Here is a 21,215-nt window from a genome sequence, read left to right as displayed (position 1 = left end):
TTAAAAATCAAACAAAAAATAACGGAACGGGTTCATAAGAATCCGTTTTTTATCTATTAATATCTTTCTTACCTTACATCAACATTTCCGCACGTAAGACTTCCGACATTTGTACCATAAGTAATCACAATATGAAAACAGTATATCATAAAGCAGATACAAGAGGCCACGCGAATCATGGATGGCTTAATTCTTACCATACTTTCAGTTTTGCAAATTATCAAAACCATGAAAGAACGCATTTCGGAGTTCTCAGGGTGTTGAATGACGACACCGTTTCCCAGGGGATGGGATTCGGAACACATCCGCACAAAAACATGGAAATTATTTCAATCCCGCTGGAAGGTGATCTGGAACACAAGGATTCAATGGGGACAACAGCCGTTATCAGAAAAGGAGAAATTCAGGTGATGAGTGCCGGAACCGGTGTAATGCACAGCGAATACAACAAAAATAAGGATGAAGAAGTAAAATTTTTACAGATCTGGGTATTTCCAAGAGAGGTTGATGTTGAGCCGAGGTATGATCAGAAAAGTATCAAAGAAGGTGAGAAAATAAACGGATTTCAGCAGATTTTATCGCCGGATAAAAACGACGATGGGGTCTGGATTCATCAGGATGCCTGGTTTAATCTGGCAAACTTTACCAAAGGAAACGGTAAAAACTATATGCTTCATAAAAAAGGAAACGGGGTCTATGCATTTGTTTTAAAAGGAAACGCAAAAATCGGCGACAGAGTTTTAAACGAAAGAGACGGTCTGGGAATCTGGGATACCCAAAGTTTCAACATTGAAGCCATTGAAGATGCCGAAATTCTTCTAATGGAAGTTCCCATGGACTTGCCATCTTACCTTAAATAATATTAAATTTGTAAACTTAAATATAAACAATGAAAATTTTAGCCATAGCCGGAAGCAATTCCGAGACATCAATCAATAAACTTTTAGTTTCTTACGCAGCTTCACTTATTCAGAATGCAGAAGTGGAAGTGGTAGATATGAACGAATTTGAAATGCCAATCTACAAACACCAGCGCGAAGTGGAAAGCGGACTTCCGCAGGAAGCAAAAAATTTCGCTGCGAAAATTGATGCGGCAGATATACTTATCGTTTCTTTATCCGAACACAATGGAACGTATTCTTCAGCTTTCAAAAATGTATTCGACTGGACTTCAAGAATCAAGGACAGAGCAGTGTGGAATGAAAAACCAATGCTGTTAATGGCAACAGCTCCGGGAGCAAGAGGCGGATTAGGCGTTTTAGAAGCGGCAACCAAACGTTTCCCACTTCACGGCGGAAATATTGTGGATACCTTTACACTTCCTTTCTTCAATGACAATTTTGATAAATCGGCTCAGACAATTTCTAATGAAGAGAAAGACAGCGAATTGAAGGAAAAGATTGCAAAAATTTCGGCAGTAGAGATTATCCTTGAAAAATAGATTTGAATATTAATTTAAAATTAATATCTTTGCAAAAAGAAAAAAAGATGAATATTCAGACCACTTTTAAAGAATGTTTCTCCAAGAAAGGGAATATTGTGGGCTCTGAAATTCTGAGATAATACAACGGCCGATAATCTACTAAGATTGTCGGCTTTTTTATTTTAGAAATTGAAACTTAAACATAGAAATAAATTGTGCCAATTTAGCACATTAACAATTAAAATCATTGTTAAATTGTTAAACTGATACACTCTTACATTAATAATATGAGCAACACGTACAAATCCGCAGGAGTAGACAAAGAAGAAGGATACAAAACCGTTGACAAGATCAAGAAAGCGGTTGGCGAAACCCATAATTCCAACGTACTGAATCATTTGGGAAGTTTTGGTGCTTTTTATGAAATCGGAGGATACAAAAATCCTGTCTTGGTTTCGGGAACCGATGGGGTGGGAACAAAGCTTAAAGTAGCTTTAGATTCAAAAAAATATGACTCTATTGGGGTAGACTGCTTCGCAATGTGTGCCAATGATATCCTTTGTCATGGTGCAAAACCTTTGTTTTTCCTGGATTACTTGGCTTGCGGAAAACTTGATTCCGAAATTGCTGCGGAAATTGTTTTAGGAATGGTGGAAGCATGCAAAGATAACAACTGTGCACTGATTGGCGGAGAAACTGCCGAAATGCCGGGAATGTATCAGCCTGGAGATTACGATGTTGCCGGTTTTTGTGTAGGTATTGTTGAAAAAGACCAGATCATTGACGGATCCGATATAAAACCAGGAAACAAAATTATTGCTCTGCCAAGTTCGGGATTTCATTCAAATGGATTCTCCCTTGTTAGAAAAGTATTCCCTGATTTCAACGAAGAATTCGAAGGAAAACCTTTGTACGAAACACTTTTGGTGCCTACAAGATTGTATTATAAAGACATTCATAAAGTTCTTGAAGAAGTAAAAGTATGCGGAATTGCCCACATCACCGGAGGTGGATTATATGAAAACATTCCGAGAATTATTGGTGAAGGATTATGTGCTTCCATCGATGCTTCAAAAATCAAGATTCCAAGCATCATGCTGGAACTGGAAAAAAGAGGCGGTGTAGCCCGTGAAGAAATGTTCGGAACCTTCAATATGGGAGTAGGAATGATCGTTGTAGTAGATGCGGAACACGCAGAAAAAGTACTGCACCTTTTGGATGATGCTTACGAAATCGGAGAAATTACGGAAGGAAGCGAAAAGATTAATTTGAAAATTTGAAAATTGATCAATTAGATAATGTTTCTATTTCATTTTCAAATTAACTCATTTTCAAATTGACTTATTAATGAAAAATATTGTTATACTCGTTTCAGGGTCAGGAACCAATCTTCAGCGAATCATCGATACTATTGATAATGGAGAAATCCAAAATGCAAAAATATCTTTGGTTGTTGCCGACAGAGAATGTTACGGACTGGAAAGAGCGAAAAATCATAATATAGACAACGTTCTGATTCCGAGAGGAAAAAATTTCAGCGGTGAATTGGCTAAAATTATTCCTGAAAATACGGACTTAATCGTTTTAGCAGGGTTTTTATCCATTCTTAAACCTGAATTTTGTGAAGCCTGGAGGGGAAAAATAATCAATATTCATCCGGCACTGCTTCCTAAATTCGGAGGAAAAGGAATGTGGGGGCATCATGTTCATCATGCTGTGATTAAAGCTAAAGAAAAAGAAAGCGGCGCAACCGTACATTTTGTAACCTCGGGAATTGATGAAGGAGAAGCGATTCTTCAGAAGTCATTTGAAATCACTGAGAATGACACACCCGAAACCGTAGCGGAAAAAGTTCATCAGATTGAGTATGAAATCTTCCCGATAGCGATAAATAAAGTATTGAATAATAATTAAAAAGCAATTATTAGCAATACAAAAATTCCCCTCCTCTGGAGGGATGGTAAAAATTCAGAATGAATTTTTGACGGGGTGTTAATATAAAATATTAAAAAACATCCACCCTTTGCTGAGTGAAACGCCTTTGCGAACGAAAAATATTCAGCAAAAAATAAAAAAACTTAGCGTCCTTTGCGTTAAAAAAATAAACAAAACACATTTAGATTTTATTATTTCGAAAAACAAGAAAAATCTAAGTAAAAATAAATAAGATCGGAGGTGAAAGAACCGGTCGACAGTTTGAAATAACTGTAAAAAGTAAAATTGAAAGTAAAGTTCTTTAAGTGTTGGAGTCCTGAAAGGACGACCTACATCAGGATAGGATGAAGTCCTATCAGATTTACATAAGAATTATTACAAAGAAAAAATCGAAAGTAAAATGAGCAAAAAAAGAGTTTTAATCAGTGTTTCTGACAAAAGCGGGTTGATCGAATTTGCACAGTTTCTGGAAGCCCAAAATTATGAGCTGATCTCTACGGGAGGAACGTTCAAACATTTGAAAGATGCTGGTTTAAATCCGATTCAGATTGATGAAGTTACCAATTTTCCTGAGATGTTGGACGGAAGAGTGAAAACATTACACCCGAAAGTTCACGGAGGATTGTTGGCGGTTCGTTCCAACGAAGAACACATGAGTACTGTTCAGGAACATGGAATTGGTCTGATTGACATGGTAATTGTAAATCTTTATCCTTTTTTCGAAAATGTAAACAAAAACATTTCTCTTCACGAAAAGGTGGAATTCATCGATATCGGAGGACCTTCGATGCTTCGCTCTGCGGCTAAAAACTTTGATTCCGTTACGGTAATTACTGATGTTGAAGATTATGCTGCGGTAAAAATTGAGATGGAGCAAAACGGTGATACCTATATTGAAACCCGTAAGAAATTGGCAGGAAAAGTATTCAATCTTACTTCTGCTTACGATGCAGCGATTTCAAGAATGCTTTTAGAAGAAGATTATCCTACTTATTTAAATGCCTCTTACAAGAAAGTTTCTGATCTGAGATATGGTGAAAATCCTCATCAGACAGCAGCTTACTACGTTTCTACTTTCGAAAACGGCGCGATGAAAGATTTTGAACAGCTGGGAGGTAAAGAATTGTCTTTCAACAACCTTCGTGATATGGATCTTTGCTGGAAAGTAGTGACTGAATTTAAAGAAGAAATGGCTTGTTGTGCCGTAAAACACTCTACACCTTGTGGAGTAGCAATCGGAACTTCAGCCTTGGAAACCTACCAGAAAACTTTCGAATGTGATCCTGTTTCTATTTTTGGCGGAATTGTTGCTATGAACTACAAAATCGACGCGGCAACCGCGGAAGAATTAAATAAAACATTCCTTGAAATTGTAATGGCTCCTGAATTTGATGAGGAAGCGATTGAAATTTTGAGAAAGAAAAAAAATCTGAGAATTATTAAAATTGTAAATCCTGTATCCGACAAACAGACGTGGGTAAAGATCGACGGGGGTATTTTGGTTCAGGATAACGACAGCATCTTCTCGGATGACATCAAAGTCGTAACTGAAACTCAGCCTACGGAAGAGCAGAAAAAAGCGTTATTGTTCTCCCAGAGAGTAGTAAAATATGTAAAATCAAATGCAATTGTAGTTTCCAATGGAATCCAGGCTTTTGGAATCGGAGGCGGACAGGTAAACAGAATATGGGCAACTCAACAGGCAATTGAAAGAGCCAAAGAAAAATTCTCCGGGGAATTGGTATTGGCTTCAGATGCCTTTTTCCCTTTCCGTGACGTGGTAGATTTCTGCGCTCAGGAAGGTATCACAGCGATCATCCAGCCGGGTGGAAGTGTGAAAGATCAGGACAGTATTGATGCTGCCAATGAGCACAAAATACCGATGATGTTTACGGGAATAAGACATTTTTTACATTAATTAAAATTAGATTAAAATTACAGATGAAAATCTGTAATTTAGGATAGATTGCTTTCCGGTCTTTGCTGAGTGTTAGTTTATGCTGAGCTCGTCGAAGTACCTTTGCGAACTTAAAAAGCAGTCAGTTATTAAAGATATCTTAGCGGACTTTGCGTTAAAAATTTTTATTGAGATTAAATGCATACATCCGGAAATTATATTTTGAGATTGTATTTATAGCATCCAAAATTATATATTTGTAAATTATAGACTAGTTAATTAAATAAAGTATGAGAATATTAATCATAGGTGAAGGTGGAAGAGAATCTGCTTTGGCAGCCAAGCTTCAGAACGATTCAAGAATTACGAAGATGTTTTTCGCCAACGGAAATGCTACCACTGATGTAATAGGAAAAAATGTTCATTTATCAGAGATTAAAGAACTTAGAGATTTTGCAATCAAAGAAAAGGTAGACTTAACGATTGTTGGTCCGGAAGCGCCGCTTGTAGCTGGTTTGAAGGACGAATTCAAAAAGCACGATTTGAAAGTTTTTGGTCCGAATCAGAAAGTGGCAAGCTTGGAAGGAAGCAAGGCCTTCTCTAAAAAATTCATGCAGACCTATGATATCAAAACAGCAAAAGCAGTAGTATTTGATTCATACAATGAAGCTAAAGAATATGTTCAGACTCAGCAATATCCATTAGTGATCAAGGCAAGCGGACTTGCAGGAGGTAAAGGCGTTGTGATCTGCGATACCTTAGAAGAAGCTGAAGCAACAATTCATGATTTTATGATCAGAAGAATCTATGGAGATGCAGGGATTCGTTTGGTTATTGAGGAATATTTAGAAGGATTTGAAGCCTCCATCATTGCTTTTTCAAACGGTGAAAAATTATTCCCGTGTATTGCGGCGAAAGATTATAAGAAAGCAGGAAACGGAGATACAGGACCGAATACCGGCGGTATGGGAACGGTAGCTCCAAGCCCTGAATTTACCCAAGAACACTATGCTGACTTTGAAAAAAATATCCTTGAACCTACTTTAAAAGGTCTTAAAGCGGAAGGCTTCGGTTTCAAAGGAATTATTTTCTTTGGATTGATGGTTACCAAAAACGGAACGTATCTTCTGGAATACAATATGAGATTCGGAGACCCTGAAACTCAGGTATTGATGGCTTTAATGGAAAATAACCTTCTTGATGTGATCCAGGATTGTATGGACGGAAAAGACATTGAGCTTAAATTTAAAGACGAAAAAGCTATTTGCCTTGTGATGTGTTCAGGAGGCTACCCGAGAAACATCGAAACAGGTTTCGAAATCGTGGGCGAAGATAAACTGAAATACAGCAAGCTTTTATACGCAGGAGCCATCAGAAAAGGAGACAAAGTAGTTTCCAACGGTGGTAGAGTGCTTAACATTGTAGCTACCGGAGCAACGTATGAAGATGCCCGCAAAAAAGTGTACGAAGATGCAAGTCATGTACATTTCGATTACGGCTTCTACAGAGAAGACATCGGAAAGTTTTAAAATAATGCCCTGATTTTTCGGGGCTTTTTTTGTTAGAAGCTATTTCCCGCTTTCCGCTGTATCTTTTTTGTCATTGCGAACAAAGAGAAGCAATATTTAGAACTTTTCGGCAATCGCAATAACAAAAAAGGATGCCGATGCAATCGGGGCTATAATTTCAGACAATTTTACAAAATCATTTATCAATCATTATTCATCAATTATAAAAAATGAACAACGGTATTATCATATTAGATTTCGGATCACAGTACAACCAGCTTATCGGAAGAAGAATCCGTGAAATGGGTGTATATTCTGAAATCTTACCTTTCAATACACCATTAGAAACAATTTTAGAAAAACAGCCGAAAGGAATTATCCTTTCAGGAGGACCAAGTTCTGTAAATGCAGAAAATGCTCATCTGGTTGAAAAAGAATTGTATGAGCAGGGAATTCCTGTTTTGGGAATCTGTTACGGAATGCAGTTAACAGCCCATCTTTTAGGCGGAAAAGTACATAAAGGCGTAAAAGGAGAATACGGAAAAGCACACCTGGAAATTGTAAAAGAATCTTCCTTGCTAAAAGGTGTAACCAATAATTCTATCGTTTGGATGAGCCACTTTGATGAAGTAGGACAATTGCCTCCAGGCTTTGAATTAAATGCTGAATCAGGCGTAATTGCTTCCATGGCGAATGAGGATAAGAAAATCTATTGCGTACAGTTTCACCCTGAAGTTTCCCACACCGAAGAAGGCGGGAAAATGTTGGAGAATTTCGTGTTCGGAATCTGTAATGCAGAGAAAAACTGGAAACTGACTAATTATATTGATAAAACAGTTGCAGAAATCCGCGAAAGAGTAGGTGACCAAAAGGTTATCTTAGGACTTTCAGGAGGGGTAGATTCTTCTGTAGCGGCAGTGTTAATTCACCGTGCAATTGGTGACCAGTTGACATGTATCTTCGTAGATACAGGTTTACTGAGAAAAGACGAAGGCAAAAAAGTAATGGACAATTATGGAGAGCATTTCCATATGAACATTAAATTAGTGGATGCTTCCGAAAGATTTTTATCAAAATTAGCCGGAGTAGATGATCCTGAAGCCAAAAGAAAAATCATCGGAAACGAGTTTATTCACGTTTTTGATGAAGAATCTCATAAAATTGAAGGCGCTAAATTCTTAGCACAGGGAACAATTTATCCGGATGTAATTGAAAGTCAGTCGGTAAACGGTCCTTCAGCCGTGATCAAATCTCACCATAACGTTGGCGGACTTCCAGAAGAAATGGAGTTTGAATTGCTGGAACCTTTAAGGGAATTATTCAAAGATGAAGTAAGAAAAGTTGGGGAAGAATTAGGAATTCCTCATCATTTGGTACACAGACATCCTTTCCCTGGTCCGGGATTAGGAATCAGGATTTTGGGAGCTGTTGATGCTGAAAAAGTGAGAATCCTTCAGGAAGCGGATGATATTTTCATTGAAGAATTATATAAAAATGATTTATATGAAAAAGTTTCTCAGGCATTTGTTGTGCTTCTCCCGGTAAAATCGGTTGGAGTAATGGGCGATGAGAGAACGTACGAATATACAGCCGTTGTCCGTTCTGCCAACACCATCGACTTTATGACGGCAACCTGGAGCAGACTTCCTTACGAGTTTTTAGATACCGTTTCAAGCAGAATCATCAACGAAGTAAGAGGAATCAACAGAGTAGCGTACGATATTTCAAGCAAACCGCCTGCAACGATCGAGTGGGAATAATTTTTGACTTGAGTTAAGATATAAATCCTGCCTTTGGGCGGGATTTTTTCGTTTAATTATTAAAATTATTTGGAGCTTTTTCCAGCTTTGAGTTTATGCTGAGCCTGTCGAAGTACTATATCTTTTTGGTTATGGGCTCCTGAACTATGTTTGTAAGCTTCCGGTTTATGCTCCGGCCGCAACCAAAAAGGATGCTGCTTCAATCTGGGCTAGGGTTGCAGCCGCCCTTTCAGTTTATAAAATCATACAATTACAAGTCAGTTTGTACAGTTAAGAAATACACTTAATTCAAATTTAGATTTACATTGCTGGAATGTATGATGAAATTAACCTATTGTTAGCTTTTGTCTTCAAGGCTCAACTTAAATAAACAAAATCTTTTGTGTCTTTTGCGGTTAAAAAACTCACGCATTATAAATAAGTCTCAGTTTTTCCCTAAATTTAAGTAAAATTACATCAAATGCAAATTGAAACAAGAACGCTCACCGTTCAGGATTACTCAGAATTGGTAGAAACTATGAAACGGGCCTATCCTCAAATGTCTGAATATGTATGGTCTAAAAGAAGCATCGAAAAACTAACAAGAATATTTCCTCAGGGACAGATCTGTATTACGGTTGACGGAAAACTCGCCGCCGTAGCACTTTCAATCATTGTAAATTATGATGAATTCGGCGATGATCATACTTACAGCGATATTACGGGAAATTATACTTTCAATACCCATACTTCCACAGGGAATGTACTCTATGGAATCGAAGTTTTTGTTGATCCGGAATTTCGTGAACTTCGGCTGGGAAGAAGATTATATGATGCCAGGAAAGAACTTTGTGAACTGTTAAATCTAAGATCGATTGTTTTAGGAGGCAGAATTCCGAACTATCACAAACACAGCGAGCTATCACCGAGGGAATATATCAGGAGAGTTAGAGATAAAGAAATTTATGATCCGGTTTTATCATTTCAGCTTTCCAATAATTTTTTGCCTATCAGAGTTTTAAAGAAATATCTCCCCGAAGACGAATCCTCAAAAGAAAATGCTGTGCTCCTGCAATGGAATAATATCTATTACAGTAAAAAGCCCAATACCATGCAGGACAGCATTATCCGGCTGGGACTGGTGCAATGGCAGATGAGACATTTCAAAGATATTGATGCCTTCTACGAGCAGGTAGAGTTCTTTGTAGATGTGATGGGCGACTATAAAGCCGATTTCGTTCTTTTCCCGGAATTGTTCAATACTCCTTTGCTGGCTCCCTTCAACAAACTTTCCGAAAGAGACAGTATGATTGAACTTGCAAAATTAACGGAAGAAATCAAAATGAAAATTTCGGATCTGGCCATCAGCTATAACGTTAATATCATTTCCGGAAGCATGCCTGTTTTCGAAAATAATGATTTATATAATGTAAGTTATCTTCTTCACAGAGATGGAAGAATAGATGAATACAGGAAAATTCACATCACGCCGAATGAGAAAAAATATTACGGAATGAAAGGCGGAAACGAAATCCGTGTTTTTGATACGGACTGTGGTAAAATCGGACTGGTAATCTGCTACGATGTGGAGTTCCCGGAATTACCAAGAATTTTAGCCGATCAGGGGATGAAAATTCTTTTTGTGCCTTATCTTACGGATACGCAGAATGCCTATATGCGTGTTCGGCATTGTGCGGCCGCAAGAGCTATTGAAAATGAGTGTTATGTTGCGATTGCAGGTTGCGTAGGAAATCTTCCGGGTGTTAATAATATGGATATTCAGTTTGGGCAGGCAGCCGTATTTACTCCTTCCGATTTTGCTTTTCCATCGAATGCTGTGAAAGGAGAAGCAACACCCAATACGGAAATGACACTGATTGTAGATGTGGATTTAAATCTTCTGAAAGACCTTCATCACCATGGTTCCGTACAGGTGATGAAAGACCGTAGAAAAGATCTTTATGAAACATATTTAAAATAGTTTTCAGTATGATCTGTTTATAATAAAAATTTACACCTCTTTAGAAGAAAGGGGTGTTTTTTTTGTAACAATATATCGAAATGTCATCAAAAAATAAGTGTCAATAATTCTATACATATACAAAGATTTATACATGAAAAGCTGGATAAGAAATTTTTACAAATTGATGAGTATTACATAGTAATAATTATACTGAAATTACTGTAATACACAATAAAATAACAGGATAAGCGTTAGCAGATAAAGTTTAGTAAAAATTTACAAATAGGAATTAATATTTTTATATAAATTAATAAATAACTCTAATAATAATATTTAAATGTAAATGCTTTAAATATATTGTATTATTGTTTGGTTTTATCTAAATTTGTAAAAATAGTTTAGTTTAAATAAAGCTAATAATTGCCACTGAAAACTTTAACCTGACAAACCTGATTATAGAATATTCATGAAAAATTCGGACCTGGATAAATCTTTAAGTAATGACCAAAGATTTAATACCGTCTTAAAATTCCCTCCATTCTTAAAAATGCAAACTGTTGAAATTGATTTTGTTTTGCGAAGTATTAAAATAATTAATGCTTCTCATGAAAATTAGTGCAAACACATGAAAGTTATCTGATAATGAATAATACATTGCACATGGATTGTAAGCTTCGGTTTCTGGTAATTTCAATAGTTTTTTTTTCGTTTTCTATCCGGAGATAGAGAATTTTATTTACCCAAAAGTAATAACACCATTTTTATTTTTCACATATAATACTAAAAGGATGAAATTTGACTACAAAGAAATACACATAGGAAGTATCATAAAGACTCGCGTTGAAGATACAGAAACTGATCTTGAAAGAATTTGCAAATTCCTGAAAACCACAAAAGACCAGATTGAAGAGATGTATCGCTCCAAGAGCTTAGATAGTGATATTCTTATGAGATGGAGTAAACTTCTGGAATATGATTTCTTCAGAATATATTCTCAGCATCTTATCCTCTATGCACCTCCTTCCAAAGTAGATAAACAGGTAGAAAAAAAATCCATGCTCCCCAGTTTTCGCAAAAGTATCTACACCCGGGAAGTTATCGATTTTATTGTTGAACTGATAGAAACCGAGGAAAAAACAATGCCCCAGATTGTGAAGGAATACCGGATCCCGAAATCTACGCTTCATCGGTGGACTAAAAAATACGGTAATCTTAATAACGGATAACATGAAAAAAAATAAAACTTCACAGCCGGATTTTAAAAGAATATATACTGATATCCTGCAAAAGAAATTCCCGGAAAAAAAAGAACTTTGTGATAAAATTCTCAGCAAGAAGACTCTTTCCGAACTGGATGTTATTGCAATTAACAATATTATATTTACTCCTGTTTCAGAAGATATCATCAAATCCAATCAGCAGCACCGGTCGTACAGCAAGTCTACCATTATTAAAATCCTTGAGTTCCAGAAAGAGCACGGACTGAACAATACCAAACTCGCTCTGCATTATAAACTGAGCCGCAATACAGTTTCGAGATGGAAAAAACTTTTTATTGTATAAAATAATATAACAGCTTTATAAAATAATATAACAGCTTTGCCTTTATGGCAAAGTTTTTTTTGGATATTAGGAATACTTTTTGAATGCTTGTGGCTTGTTTTTATTACTTTTATGCATTATGTTTGATAAGCAACAAAGAAAACTGAAAAGGTCTGCAAAACTCATTTCCGTATTGAGCAAATATGGCTTTAAAGATCTTCTGGCAAGAATGAATGTCGGAAATAAACAGCCCGAAGTTTCTTCCGATCTCGAAGAAATTATTTCAAAAGGAACGGTTTATGAAAGGATAAGAATGGCCCTGGAAGAGCTGGGACCTACTTTTGTAAAACTCGGACAGACATTCAGCAATCGGGAAGATCTTCTTCCGCCCGAACTGATCCAGGAACTGCAGAAACTTCAGGACAAAGTAGATCAAATAGAAATGAATGTTGCTGAAATCCTCGAAAATGAATGCAATATTTCTGCTTCGGAGCACTTTTCAGAAATTCAAAGCGAACCTCTGGCTACAGCCTCCATTGCTCAGGTATATAAAGCTTTACTGACTGACGGAACGCAGGTTATTCTTAAAATTAAAAAGCCGGATGTTCAGAAAATCATAGAAGATGATCTTCTGTTGATCAAAGATCTTGAGAAACTGATTTCGTCCTATTCTGAAATCGGAGAAAAACTTAATCTTAAACAGGCAATTTCAACTTTCGAAAAATCTTTATTGGAGGAAGTCTCTCTGATTAATGAAAAAGAAAATATTCTTCAATTTAGAAGAAATTTTAAAAACAGTAAAGAAACATATATTCCCAAGGTTTACGAAGAGTTTTCTAATAACAATATTCTCTGCATGGAATTTATCGACGGTATTAAAGTTACGGATAAAGCAGCGTTATTGGCCAATTCAATCAATCCTGTTCATATTTCGGAAGCCGGATTACGGCTTTTTGTCTCTCAGATTTTAGATTATGGCTTCTTTCATGCAGATCCTCATGCGGGAAATATCCTGGTAAAAAAGGACGGAAAAGTTGTATTCATCGATTTTGGTGCAGTAGGTAAAATCCCGCCGAATGACAAGGAAATCCTGGAAGATCTTATCGTAAGTTTCGTTGCAAAAAATCCGCATAAGATTGTGCGTTACCTTAAAAAGATGGCGGTCAGTTATCAGATTCCTGATGAAAGAAGATTTGAAGGAGATGTGGAGGATATCCTGGATTTCGTCCACAGTACCTCACTTAAAGAAATTGATCCGCATGCGGTGATGAACAAAATGAAAGATGTATTGAAAGATAACCGACTGTACATGCCGGATTATTTTTATCTTTTATTCAAAGGAATTGGATTGATCGAAGGAGTGGGGCGCACCATTAATCCCGATCTGGATGTAGTGAAAAGCCTCCATCCGTACACAAAAAAAATATTCGCTAAAAAGATAAGTCCGCAGAATATTTTAAAAACAGGGATGGAAAAAATGATGACTTTTACAGATAATGTAGATGAAATCCCTAAAGAATTGCGTTCCGTCCTACAGAAACTCGATGAAAATAAGTTCACCGTTACCAGCGAAATTAAAAATATTGAGAAAACCAATCAGCTGATCAAGTCAAGTGTTGTTAATCTGATTCTAACCATGATTCTCGGTGCGAATATCATTGCTACAGCAATTGTATTTGTCTCGGAATCCGGACCTAAAGTTGGGGAAATGTCCTTAATTGCTGTTCTGGGATTTATATTTTCAGTCTTATTAACGATTATCATTTTATTAAGGATTACCAGGAAATAAGCGGATAATACTTAGAATGGCGCTTTAAATAGTCAACGGATCGGTCATATTCTTTCAAAAATTAATTGCCTATCTTTGCAAAATGGAAAAACTCACTTTTGCAGATTTTGACCTTCCGGTTAAAATTCTTGATGTTTTGGCAGATCTGGATTTATTTGAGCCTACTCCCATCCAGGAGAAGAGCCTTAGGCCGATACTTTCAGGACGCGATGTAATGGGAATTGCACAGACCGGTACGGGGAAAACCCTGGCTTATCTTTTACCCGTTCTTAAAACCTGGAAGTACAATAAAAACGGAAATCCTACGGTTCTTATTCTTGTACCTACAAGAGAGCTGGTAGTACAGGTTACGGAAATTCTTGAAAAGCTTACAGAAAATATCACGGCAAGAGTGATCGGTATTTATGGAGGTAAAAATATTAACACACAGAAACTTTTATTCGACGGAGGATGTGATATTTTGGTGGGAACTCCGGGACGGGTGATGGATTTGGCGATCGACAATGCTATATCACTGAAAGAAGTTCAGAAGCTGATCATCGATGAGTTTGATGAAATGTTGAATCTCGGTTTCAGACCGCAGCTGACGCATATTTTCGAAATGATGAAGGAAAAGAGACAGAACATTCTTTTTTCTGCAACCATGACGGAAGCAGTAGATGGTATGCTGGATGAGTATTTTGCAAGTCCGGTAGAGATTTCTCTTGCAAAATCCGGTACTCCGCTTGAAAAAATTGAACAGACTGCTTACAAAGTTGAGAATTTTAATACCAAAATCAACCTGTTGGAATATCTGTTAAAGCGGGATGAGGAGATGTCTAAAGTGTTGATTTTTAACAATAATAAGAAAAACGCAGATCTTCTTTTTACTAAAATTAATGAGCTCTTCCCGGAACAGTTTGATGTGATTCATTCCAATAAATCACAGAATTACAGGCTGAAAGCCATGAAAAGTTTTGAAAATGAAGAGATAAGAGGCCTTATAACCACAGACGTCATGGCAAGAGGTCTTGATATTTCGGATATTACCCATGTTATCAATTTTGAAACGCCGGATATTCCGGAACAGTATATTCACAGGATCGGTAGAACGGGTAGGGCAGATAAAGATGGAAAAGCGGTAACATTTGTTACTAAAAAAGAGGAACCGCTGATCCTTGACATCGAATTACTGATGGATAAGGAGCTTAAATTTATCAACTTCCCTGAAGAGGTAAAAATAAATCCTAAGAAAATTGCCTCTGAAGAAGAGCAGATTTCTATGAAAAATCCTGCCCAGGTAAAACTGAATGAAGGCGGAGGCGCATTTCACGAGAAGAAAGCCAAGAATACAAAAGAAAACTGGGGTGGACCATCCAAAAGAAAGGCCCCGAAAAAATTTGGTGCCAACAGATCTCAGCAAAAAGCTATTTCAAAATCCAAGAAAAAGAAATAACAAAAAACTCCCGAATTTCGGGAGTTTTTTGTTTGAGTCAATTAAAATTCATCGTCTTCATCTTCGTCAAGAAAATCGAGTTCGTCATCACTCTGAATATAGTCATGAGATATTCCAGGAGGATTAAATAATCCCCAATCATCTACAATAAAATGTTTCGGATCAAATCCGGCTACCCATTCCACAAACAAAATGCGTAATTCTTCTATAAGGCTTCTGATCAGTTTGTAATATTTTGAATCTGTAAACCCGAACATTTCAAGGTTATTTCCGCTTACCATAATATCTCTCGCTGCTTTACGGATAATTGCAGCGTTCTCCATCTTGATGTCATAAAGTCTTACGGCTTCAGCACCAGATATTTTAGCCTGAATAATCATACTGTCTTCAAGAAGATTTATCTTTAGATGTTGCAGATAGTCATTATCTTCGGGGAAAAGATCAGTAATGATCTTTAACGTTTCGTAGATTTCCTCGGCTTTTTGATAAAGTGGTAAATTTCTAACCGATTCTCTCATTTATTTCATATAAGGATTCATTACCGATGTCCACAATTTGTAGCCTTCCGGTGTCATATGAAGCATATCTTCTACAAAAAGGTCTTTTCGTACATTTCCGTTGGCATCTTCCATTACTTTGGTGATATCAATAAACTCTGCATTCGGCTGTTTTTTCATGAAAGCGGCAATTTTTTTATTGGCTTCTTTCATTTGGGGCCAAAGCTTTTCGCGGCTTGGAGAATATTTGATTGAGATATAATCTACTTCAATGGTAGGAAATTTAGCACGTATTTTTTTGTAAAAAGTTTTGAATCGCTCTACTACCACATCTGCCTTCAGTTTATCATCATCGGCAAAATCATTTTCACCGCAATAGATGATAATCTGTTTGGGTTGATAGTGTAATAGATCATTGGCAAAATAATTAAGATCTGTTAATCTGGACCCTCCAAAACCTCTGTTGATAATAGTTTTATCCGGGAAATAATTGGCAACATCCGTCCATTTTGTAAATGATGAGCTTCCAATCAGGAGGATAGCGTCTTTGGGGGGCGGTGTTTCCTGATCCTGTTTTTTGAAATTCTGTATGTCTTGCCAGAACATCGGTTTTTTTTCCTGCGAAAAGAAAAGGGCAAAAGTCAGCAGTAAAAATGCTGATAACATCTTCTTCATTGTATAATCATTTTAAAAATTCCGTTTCATAAAAAAACTCCCGGAATCTCGGGAGTTTCATTTTATCTTTTTAAAGAAATGTAGGTGTAATCGATCACCTGATCTCCATTCTGGTCTATGTTTCCGAACATCTGTTTAAGCCTCATCTCAGAACTTGTAAGAATAACTACCTGATATGGTCTTGAGCTGTCATTCGTATATTTTATGGTGAGATTCTTAGTCTCCGTATCATAATCATACGTTCCTTCCGATTTGTAAGCGATCTGACAGTCTGTTCCTGTTCCGGTATATGCTGTAAAAGAGGTGTAAAAATCCGTTCTGTATTCCATCGTATTGTTGGTTTCACATCCGGTCGGCACATAAGTACTAAGTGCTGTCTTATCGTCTTTTCCTGAAATTACTTCTGTTTTACTGATTTTCCATTCACCTTTCATCATATCCATTTCATACGCTTGGATATCATCATCTTCACATGAACTAAGCACGAATGCTGAAAAGGCAAATAAAAGTAATTGTTTTTTCATTTTTACAAATTTAAGAATATGCTAAAATATAAATAAATTTGAAATATCTCTAATGAAATTAAGGTTTTTTAAACGAATGTTTGTAAACAAAATAATTTGACCGGAAGTTTGAAGATGGTAATGGCAGGTTCATAATTAATTTCTGAATTTTATAACCTCCATCTTCCATCTTCACGCTTCCTGTTTTTTTAATAGCTCATTTCTACGATCTTCTTTGCATCCTGAGGCGTAAGTTTTTTATATTCACCAAGACCTGTCCATTTTCTTTCGGTGAATGCTTTTTCCACTCGTTCTGCTGTTCCCTGGAAATCTTCGGTGTATTCCGAAAGCTTAGTCTGGATGTGCAGGCTGTGGAAAAAATCTTCCAGCTTTCTGATTCCTGCTTCTGCTCGTTCTTCAAGAGTTCCCTCTTTAATTCCCCACACTCTTTCTGCATACTGAGCGAGCTTTCCTTTTTTAACTTCAAAATTATAGCGGTAATGGGAAGGAGCAATGATGGCCAGTGTTCTTGCATGATCAATTCCGAAATATGCGGTCAGTTCATGGCCCATTGCGTGAACTGCCCAGTCGGTAATCACACCTTTCTGAATAAGCCCGTTTAAGGCCATTGTGCAGCACCACATGAAATTTCCGGCTGCTTCATAGTCGAAATCATCTGCAAGAACTTTCGGAGCAGTTTCCTGAAGGCTGATCAGGATGCTTTCTGCAATTCTCTCCTGCAAATCTGCCGGGGAAGGTGCTGTCATATATTGTTCCAAAACATGTGTATAAGCATCTGTTAAACCATTTACAATTTGTCTTGCTGGTATTGATCTTACGACTTCAGGATCCAGGACTGAAAATTGCGGGAAAAGGCCCGGACCTCCGGAAGACAATTTTTCATTGGTCTCTCTTCTTGAAATCACATAGCCGGAATTCATTTCAGATCCGGTTGCGGGCAACGTAAGAACCGTTCCGAAAGGCAATCCTTCTCCTTCGAAAGTTCTTACGGATTTGGTAAGGATTTCCCACGGCTCACCATCATAATTTGCTGCTGCAGAGAGAAATTTTGTTCCGTCAATCACCGAACCTCCGCCAACGGCCAGAAGGAAATCGATATCTTTTTCTTTGATAAATTGGAGTGCATTGACCAGAACTTCATATTCGGGATTGGCAGGAACACCGCCGAACTCATAGATTTCATGATCTTTCAACGCCTCTTTTACCTGGTCGTAAACACCATTGTTTTTAATGCTTCCGCCGCCATAAATCATTAAAACTTTAGCATTGGCCAGAACTTCTTTAGATATTTTGGCAATTTCCCCTTTACCGAAAAGTATTTTAGTTGGATTTTTAAACTCGAAATTAAGCATAGTCCTTAAATTTATTTAAATTCAAATGTACGCAATGCTTGATGAAATCCGGGTTAATAAAGTTTTAAAATTTTAATGATTCAGTTTTATTAAAACTATCGGGTTTATTATAATAGACGTTTCGTCAGTTCGAGTAAAAATTCTGAAAAGAATTTTATATCGAGAACATATTAACTAAGAGTTCTCGATACAATTTTTCTCCATTTCATTACGGAAAATCACTCGAACTGACGATTAATTGAAAGACGTATATTAAAGAAGATTTATATTTTTCATCACGTCAGTTCGAGTGAAAATTCTGAAAAGAATTTTATATCGAGAACATATTAACTAAGAGTTCTCGATACAATTTTCCTCCATTTCATTACGGAAAATCACTCGAACTGACGATTAATTGAAAGACGTATATTAAAGAAGATTTATATTTTTATCACGTCAGTTCGAGTAAAATTCTGAAAGAATTTTGTATCGAGAACAGATCTCTTAATTATAAAAAGTTCTTGATATGCTTTTATTGATTGTATTGCGAAAAACCTGCCTGAACTGACGGATTAAAGTATTTTTGTATGTAAAGTGAAATTCAGCCATTCAGTTGAGGCCATCAACTACTTTGATGAGATCGTCAAGTACTTCGAATGGCGGATCAATCAGTTCGATAAAGGAATCAAGTGTTTCGAATAAGCGATCAACTGCTCTGAAGAGGGAAGCAACCAGTCCGAAGTAGCTATCAAGCATTCCGAAGAGGCAATCAACCAGTCCGAAGAGGCAATCAAGTACAATTTGTTATTTTTCAATGCTTTATAGCTTCGTTGAAAAGATCGAATCAATGAAAAAGTACGCTGTATCAATAGAATTCAGAGCTTTTTAAACGTAAAAAGTAATTTTGTGTATGAAATAAATAGCGGATATTATAGAAATCGAACAGACATATTTATATTAAAAAGTTCCATTGCTTTTTACCTCATGTTTTCCCGTTTTCCTGTTGATCTTAATGAAAAAAGACTCTTTGTTTTCGGTATTGTTTGTAAGTTTGGTGAGATATAGAAAAATATTTTTATCATCCATTTTATAAGAGCTGCTTAGTGCATTGCCTGTGTCAACAGTATAACCGTATGTGTTGGCTATTAAAATAGCTTCCGGAAGATTATCGACAGTTCCGATAAAATCTCTCAGTTGCTGTTCAGTTGAAAAGTATTTCGTTTTACCTTTTTCACAGGCCAGAAGGTAAGAAAAACAATCTTCTCCGAGGCATTTCTGAAAAAATCCTTTCTCAGGAGTAGGATCATTTAAAGTCATGAAATCCGGTGCCTGGCTTTCATAGATAACCGCTTTGTCGGGATCCGGATTGTTTCTGAGAACGCTCCAGTAATCGTATTTTTTGTCCGGAACGATAAAAGGGTAGAGTAGTTCCGGATTGTCAAGAATTTCAGGGATTTTTTGGTAATCTGCCGGAACAGTTTTCTGGCTGAAAACCAAACCTGAACACAGCAATACAACCGGAAATAATACTTTCATTCTGTCATTGTTTTAATTTAGCAAAAAAGCTGTTAAACTATTTTAAAGTTAACCACAAAAGAGGCAAGGCTATTTTAAAGTTGTTACTGGAGAAACAAAGTTCTCAAAAGAATAAAAATCAAAGATTTTAAAAACTATTGTGTTCTTTATTCTTCATGTTGATGAACTTTAATTGAAAGTATTTAAATCTTTTGTAGTTAATAGAAATTTTCAACAAGTAAAAGGAAATTTACTGGAATATAATTTTGTAATATCCGTTTTCATCTTTCACATCAAATCCCACGCCGGTAAAAGTCAGTTTTTTGATCTGATAGCCTTCGCAGCCGCTATTGAATTCTGCGGATTCTATTGAGAAATCAAAAAGTTTGACATTAGAATAAAATTTATAATTTTTTGTACCGTTGTACGCTCCTACATTTTCCAGAAGTACCCTGTTCTCTGAAGTTTTGGTGAGCTGAATGCCCACATTATTTTCATCCTGTACAGAATAGGTAGTAAGCGTTCCGTTGGCAATAAGGTTTTCACCGGCAACATTCACAAATTCAAAAACAATAGGCTGTGGCGGATTATAGCAGTCTTCACCGCAGGCAGTGAAAAGGAGAAGCGGGAGGAGGAATAAGATGAGCTTTTTCATGGCATATTAATTATTGCGAATACAGTAAAAGTAGTAATTTAAAATTATAATTGATTTGAATTGTATCGGGCTCTGAAAATTTTCAGAACCTGCGAAAGCTGATGATCCGTAATGTCAAAATCTTCAATATTAATTTCTATTTTCTCATCGTTATGAAAGAAGTAAAGATAATTAATTTCCGGTTTATAATCATGTTTTGATTCACGACTTACCAAACGTTTTACAATAATCTTTTCAAGCTGAATATATTTCCAAAGATATCGTGGATTATCTTTTATCTGAATTCCTTTTCCGTCGATTGAAATAACAATTTCGGATATCTTCTTGATTTCCTTGAAAATTTTTACAATAAAATAAGCTGTAAAAGCTATTACTAAAACCAAAATAATAATGCTTTGAGAATCAGATTTTACAATGATGGAGTAAAGAAAAAACAGTCCTAAAATCATAAAAATACTGTAAATCGAAATTGCAATAATCCTTCCGGAACGTGAATGTTTAACAACAACTTCATCCGGAAGTGTGTTTTCATCATAGACAATTTTATCACTTTTATGAATGCTGTATTCTTTATGAATAAATATACCGTTGATAAACGTGCCAATGAAAAAAATGGTAGAGACGGGAAAAGAATAGTGCAGCAAATAAATGCCTGTCAGTAAAGCTGCAGTTCCTAAAACAGCATAGAAAATAATTCCGAATTTCATGCGTGGTTAAAAATTTTCACGAAGATACGGTTTCATCTCAGTTGTAGAACGGTTCTTTTTAATTGATTATGTTGCATTCT

Annotated in this window: 19 protein-coding genes; 12 read left to right on the top strand and 7 right to left on the bottom strand. The window is 36.4% G+C overall.

All coding sequences use genetic code 11. From position 1 onward, the window contains the following. The first annotated feature begins 131 nt into the window (after window positions 1–131). The 12 genes from ODE14_RS07480 (at window position 132) to ODE14_RS07425 (ending at window position 15,231) form a co-directional block, all read left to right on the top strand. Window positions 132–860, top strand: a complete 729-nt coding sequence (locus tag ODE14_RS07480) for a pirin family protein (RefSeq protein ID WP_263603572.1) — start codon at window positions 132–134, stop codon at window positions 858–860. A 29-nt stretch (window positions 861–889) separates the two neighbouring features. Next, entirely contained in the window at window positions 890–1,441 is a 552-nt protein-coding gene (locus ODE14_RS07475) for an NADPH-dependent FMN reductase (RefSeq protein ID WP_263603571.1), read from the top strand. Window positions 1,442–1,710: 269 nt separating this feature from the next. Then, entirely contained in the window at window positions 1,711–2,703 is a 993-nt protein-coding gene (gene purM, locus ODE14_RS07470; RefSeq protein WP_263603570.1) for a phosphoribosylformylglycinamidine cyclo-ligase, read from the top strand. 67 nt (window positions 2,704–2,770) lie between these two features. After that, on the top strand, window positions 2,771–3,337 hold the full coding sequence (purN, locus tag ODE14_RS07465; RefSeq protein WP_263603569.1) for a phosphoribosylglycinamide formyltransferase: 567 nt from the start codon (window positions 2,771–2,773) through the stop codon (window positions 3,335–3,337). A 421-nt stretch (window positions 3,338–3,758) separates the two neighbouring features. Beyond that, complete coding sequence (purH, locus tag ODE14_RS07460) at window positions 3,759–5,276, top strand: bifunctional phosphoribosylaminoimidazolecarboxamide formyltransferase/IMP cyclohydrolase (RefSeq protein WP_248392481.1); 1,518 nt, start codon at window positions 3,759–3,761, stop codon at window positions 5,274–5,276. A 269-nt stretch (window positions 5,277–5,545) separates the two neighbouring features. Beyond that, a complete protein-coding gene (gene purD / locus ODE14_RS07455; protein WP_248392482.1) occupies window positions 5,546–6,784 on the top strand; it encodes a phosphoribosylamine--glycine ligase in 1,239 nt (412 codons plus the stop codon). Window positions 6,785–6,993: 209 nt separating this feature from the next. Next, window positions 6,994–8,523 carry a glutamine-hydrolyzing GMP synthase gene (guaA, locus tag ODE14_RS07450; protein WP_248392484.1) on the top strand — a complete coding sequence of 510 codons (1,530 nt, stop codon included), beginning with the start codon at window positions 6,994–6,996 and terminating at the stop codon, window positions 8,521–8,523. A 460-nt stretch (window positions 8,524–8,983) separates the two neighbouring features. Next, window positions 8,984–10,483 carry a carbon-nitrogen hydrolase family protein gene (locus tag ODE14_RS07445; RefSeq protein WP_263603568.1) on the top strand — a complete coding sequence of 500 codons (1,500 nt, stop codon included), beginning with the start codon at window positions 8,984–8,986 and terminating at the stop codon, window positions 10,481–10,483. Between the two features lie 770 nt (window positions 10,484–11,253). After that, on the top strand, window positions 11,254–11,691 hold the full coding sequence (locus tag ODE14_RS07440; protein ID WP_248392488.1) for a transposase: 438 nt from the start codon (window positions 11,254–11,256) through the stop codon (window positions 11,689–11,691). Between the two features lies 1 nt (window position 11,692). Further along, the gene (locus tag ODE14_RS07435) at window positions 11,693–12,028 is read left to right on the top strand and encodes a transposase (protein ID WP_066436637.1); all 336 of its coding nucleotides are present in this window, start codon (window positions 11,693–11,695) and stop codon (window positions 12,026–12,028) included. 118 nt (window positions 12,029–12,146) lie between these two features. Further along, window positions 12,147–13,796, top strand: coding sequence for an ABC1 kinase family protein (locus tag ODE14_RS07430; RefSeq protein WP_248392490.1), 1,650 nt, complete (start codon window positions 12,147–12,149; stop codon window positions 13,794–13,796). 82 nt (window positions 13,797–13,878) lie between these two features. Next, window positions 13,879–15,231: a DEAD/DEAH box helicase gene (locus ODE14_RS07425; RefSeq protein ID WP_263603567.1), complete on the top strand. Its 1,353-nt coding sequence runs from the start codon at window positions 13,879–13,881 to the stop codon at window positions 15,229–15,231. Between the two features lie 41 nt (window positions 15,232–15,272). Here ODE14_RS07425 and ODE14_RS07420 read toward each other — a convergent pair whose 3' ends face one another. From ODE14_RS07420 to ODE14_RS07390, 7 genes are all read right to left on the bottom strand, one after another. Then, window positions 15,273–15,749, bottom strand: coding sequence for a hypothetical protein (locus ODE14_RS07420; RefSeq protein WP_263603566.1), 477 nt, complete (start codon window positions 15,747–15,749; stop codon window positions 15,273–15,275). Further along, complete coding sequence (locus ODE14_RS07415) at window positions 15,750–16,403, bottom strand: GDSL-type esterase/lipase family protein (RefSeq protein ID WP_248392496.1); 654 nt, start codon at window positions 16,401–16,403, stop codon at window positions 15,750–15,752. A 62-nt stretch (window positions 16,404–16,465) separates the two neighbouring features. Then, a complete protein-coding gene (locus tag ODE14_RS07410; protein ID WP_248392498.1) occupies window positions 16,466–16,927 on the bottom strand; it encodes a lipocalin family protein in 462 nt (153 codons plus the stop codon). A 188-nt stretch (window positions 16,928–17,115) separates the two neighbouring features. Next, window positions 17,116–18,279, bottom strand: a complete 1,164-nt coding sequence (locus ODE14_RS07405; RefSeq protein WP_263603565.1) for an iron-containing alcohol dehydrogenase — start codon at window positions 18,277–18,279, stop codon at window positions 17,116–17,118. A gap of 936 nt (window positions 18,280–19,215) precedes the next feature. After that, window positions 19,216–19,794, bottom strand: a complete 579-nt coding sequence (locus ODE14_RS07400) for a hypothetical protein (RefSeq protein ID WP_263603564.1) — start codon at window positions 19,792–19,794, stop codon at window positions 19,216–19,218. 229 nt (window positions 19,795–20,023) lie between these two features. Next, on the bottom strand, window positions 20,024–20,428 hold the full coding sequence (locus tag ODE14_RS07395; RefSeq protein WP_263603563.1) for a hypothetical protein: 405 nt from the start codon (window positions 20,426–20,428) through the stop codon (window positions 20,024–20,026). A 44-nt stretch (window positions 20,429–20,472) separates the two neighbouring features. Beyond that, complete coding sequence (locus ODE14_RS07390) at window positions 20,473–21,135, bottom strand: hypothetical protein (RefSeq protein WP_263603562.1); 663 nt, start codon at window positions 21,133–21,135, stop codon at window positions 20,473–20,475. Window positions 21,136–21,215: the final 80 nt, after the last annotated feature.

Source organism: Chryseobacterium sp. PET-29, assembly GCF_025736815.1.
Classification (GTDB): domain Bacteria; phylum Bacteroidota; class Bacteroidia; order Flavobacteriales; family Weeksellaceae; genus Chryseobacterium; species Chryseobacterium nepalense.
This window is presented reverse-complemented; position numbering and strand designations above follow the sequence as displayed.

What these genes read in the sequence shown, in the direction of transcription:
- ODE14_RS07480 (WP_263603572.1), top strand. Translation starts at nt 132, where the DNA reads ATGAAAACAGTATATCATAAAGCAGATACAAGAGGCCACGCGAATCAT.
- ODE14_RS07475 (WP_263603571.1), top strand. Translation starts at nt 890, where the DNA reads ATGAAAATTTTAGCCATAGCCGGAAGCAATTCCGAGACATCAATCAAT.
- purM (WP_263603570.1), top strand. Translation starts at nt 1,711, where the DNA reads ATGAGCAACACGTACAAATCCGCAGGAGTAGACAAAGAAGAAGGATAC.
- purN (WP_263603569.1), top strand. Translation starts at nt 2,771, where the DNA reads ATGAAAAATATTGTTATACTCGTTTCAGGGTCAGGAACCAATCTTCAG.
- purH (WP_248392481.1), top strand. Translation starts at nt 3,759, where the DNA reads ATGAGCAAAAAAAGAGTTTTAATCAGTGTTTCTGACAAAAGCGGGTTG.
- purD (WP_248392482.1), top strand. Translation starts at nt 5,546, where the DNA reads ATGAGAATATTAATCATAGGTGAAGGTGGAAGAGAATCTGCTTTGGCA.
- guaA (WP_248392484.1), top strand. Translation starts at nt 6,994, where the DNA reads ATGAACAACGGTATTATCATATTAGATTTCGGATCACAGTACAACCAG.
- ODE14_RS07445 (WP_263603568.1), top strand. Translation starts at nt 8,984, where the DNA reads ATGCAAATTGAAACAAGAACGCTCACCGTTCAGGATTACTCAGAATTG.
- ODE14_RS07440 (WP_248392488.1), top strand. Translation starts at nt 11,254, where the DNA reads ATGAAATTTGACTACAAAGAAATACACATAGGAAGTATCATAAAGACT.
- ODE14_RS07435 (WP_066436637.1), top strand. Translation starts at nt 11,693, where the DNA reads ATGAAAAAAAATAAAACTTCACAGCCGGATTTTAAAAGAATATATACT.
- ODE14_RS07430 (WP_248392490.1), top strand. Translation starts at nt 12,147, where the DNA reads ATGTTTGATAAGCAACAAAGAAAACTGAAAAGGTCTGCAAAACTCATT.
- ODE14_RS07425 (WP_263603567.1), top strand. Translation starts at nt 13,879, where the DNA reads ATGGAAAAACTCACTTTTGCAGATTTTGACCTTCCGGTTAAAATTCTT.
- ODE14_RS07420 (WP_263603566.1), bottom strand. Translation starts at nt 15,749, where the DNA reads ATGAGAGAATCGGTTAGAAATTTACCACTTTATCAAAAAGCCGAGGAA.
- ODE14_RS07415 (WP_248392496.1), bottom strand. Translation starts at nt 16,403, where the DNA reads ATGAAGAAGATGTTATCAGCATTTTTACTGCTGACTTTTGCCCTTTTC.
- ODE14_RS07410 (WP_248392498.1), bottom strand. Translation starts at nt 16,927, where the DNA reads ATGAAAAAACAATTACTTTTATTTGCCTTTTCAGCATTCGTGCTTAGT.
- ODE14_RS07405 (WP_263603565.1), bottom strand. Translation starts at nt 18,279, where the DNA reads ATGCTTAATTTCGAGTTTAAAAATCCAACTAAAATACTTTTCGGTAAA.
- ODE14_RS07400 (WP_263603564.1), bottom strand. Translation starts at nt 19,794, where the DNA reads ATGAAAGTATTATTTCCGGTTGTATTGCTGTGTTCAGGTTTGGTTTTC.
- ODE14_RS07395 (WP_263603563.1), bottom strand. Translation starts at nt 20,428, where the DNA reads ATGAAAAAGCTCATCTTATTCCTCCTCCCGCTTCTCCTTTTCACTGCC.
- ODE14_RS07390 (WP_263603562.1), bottom strand. Translation starts at nt 21,135, where the DNA reads ATGAAATTCGGAATTATTTTCTATGCTGTTTTAGGAACTGCAGCTTTA.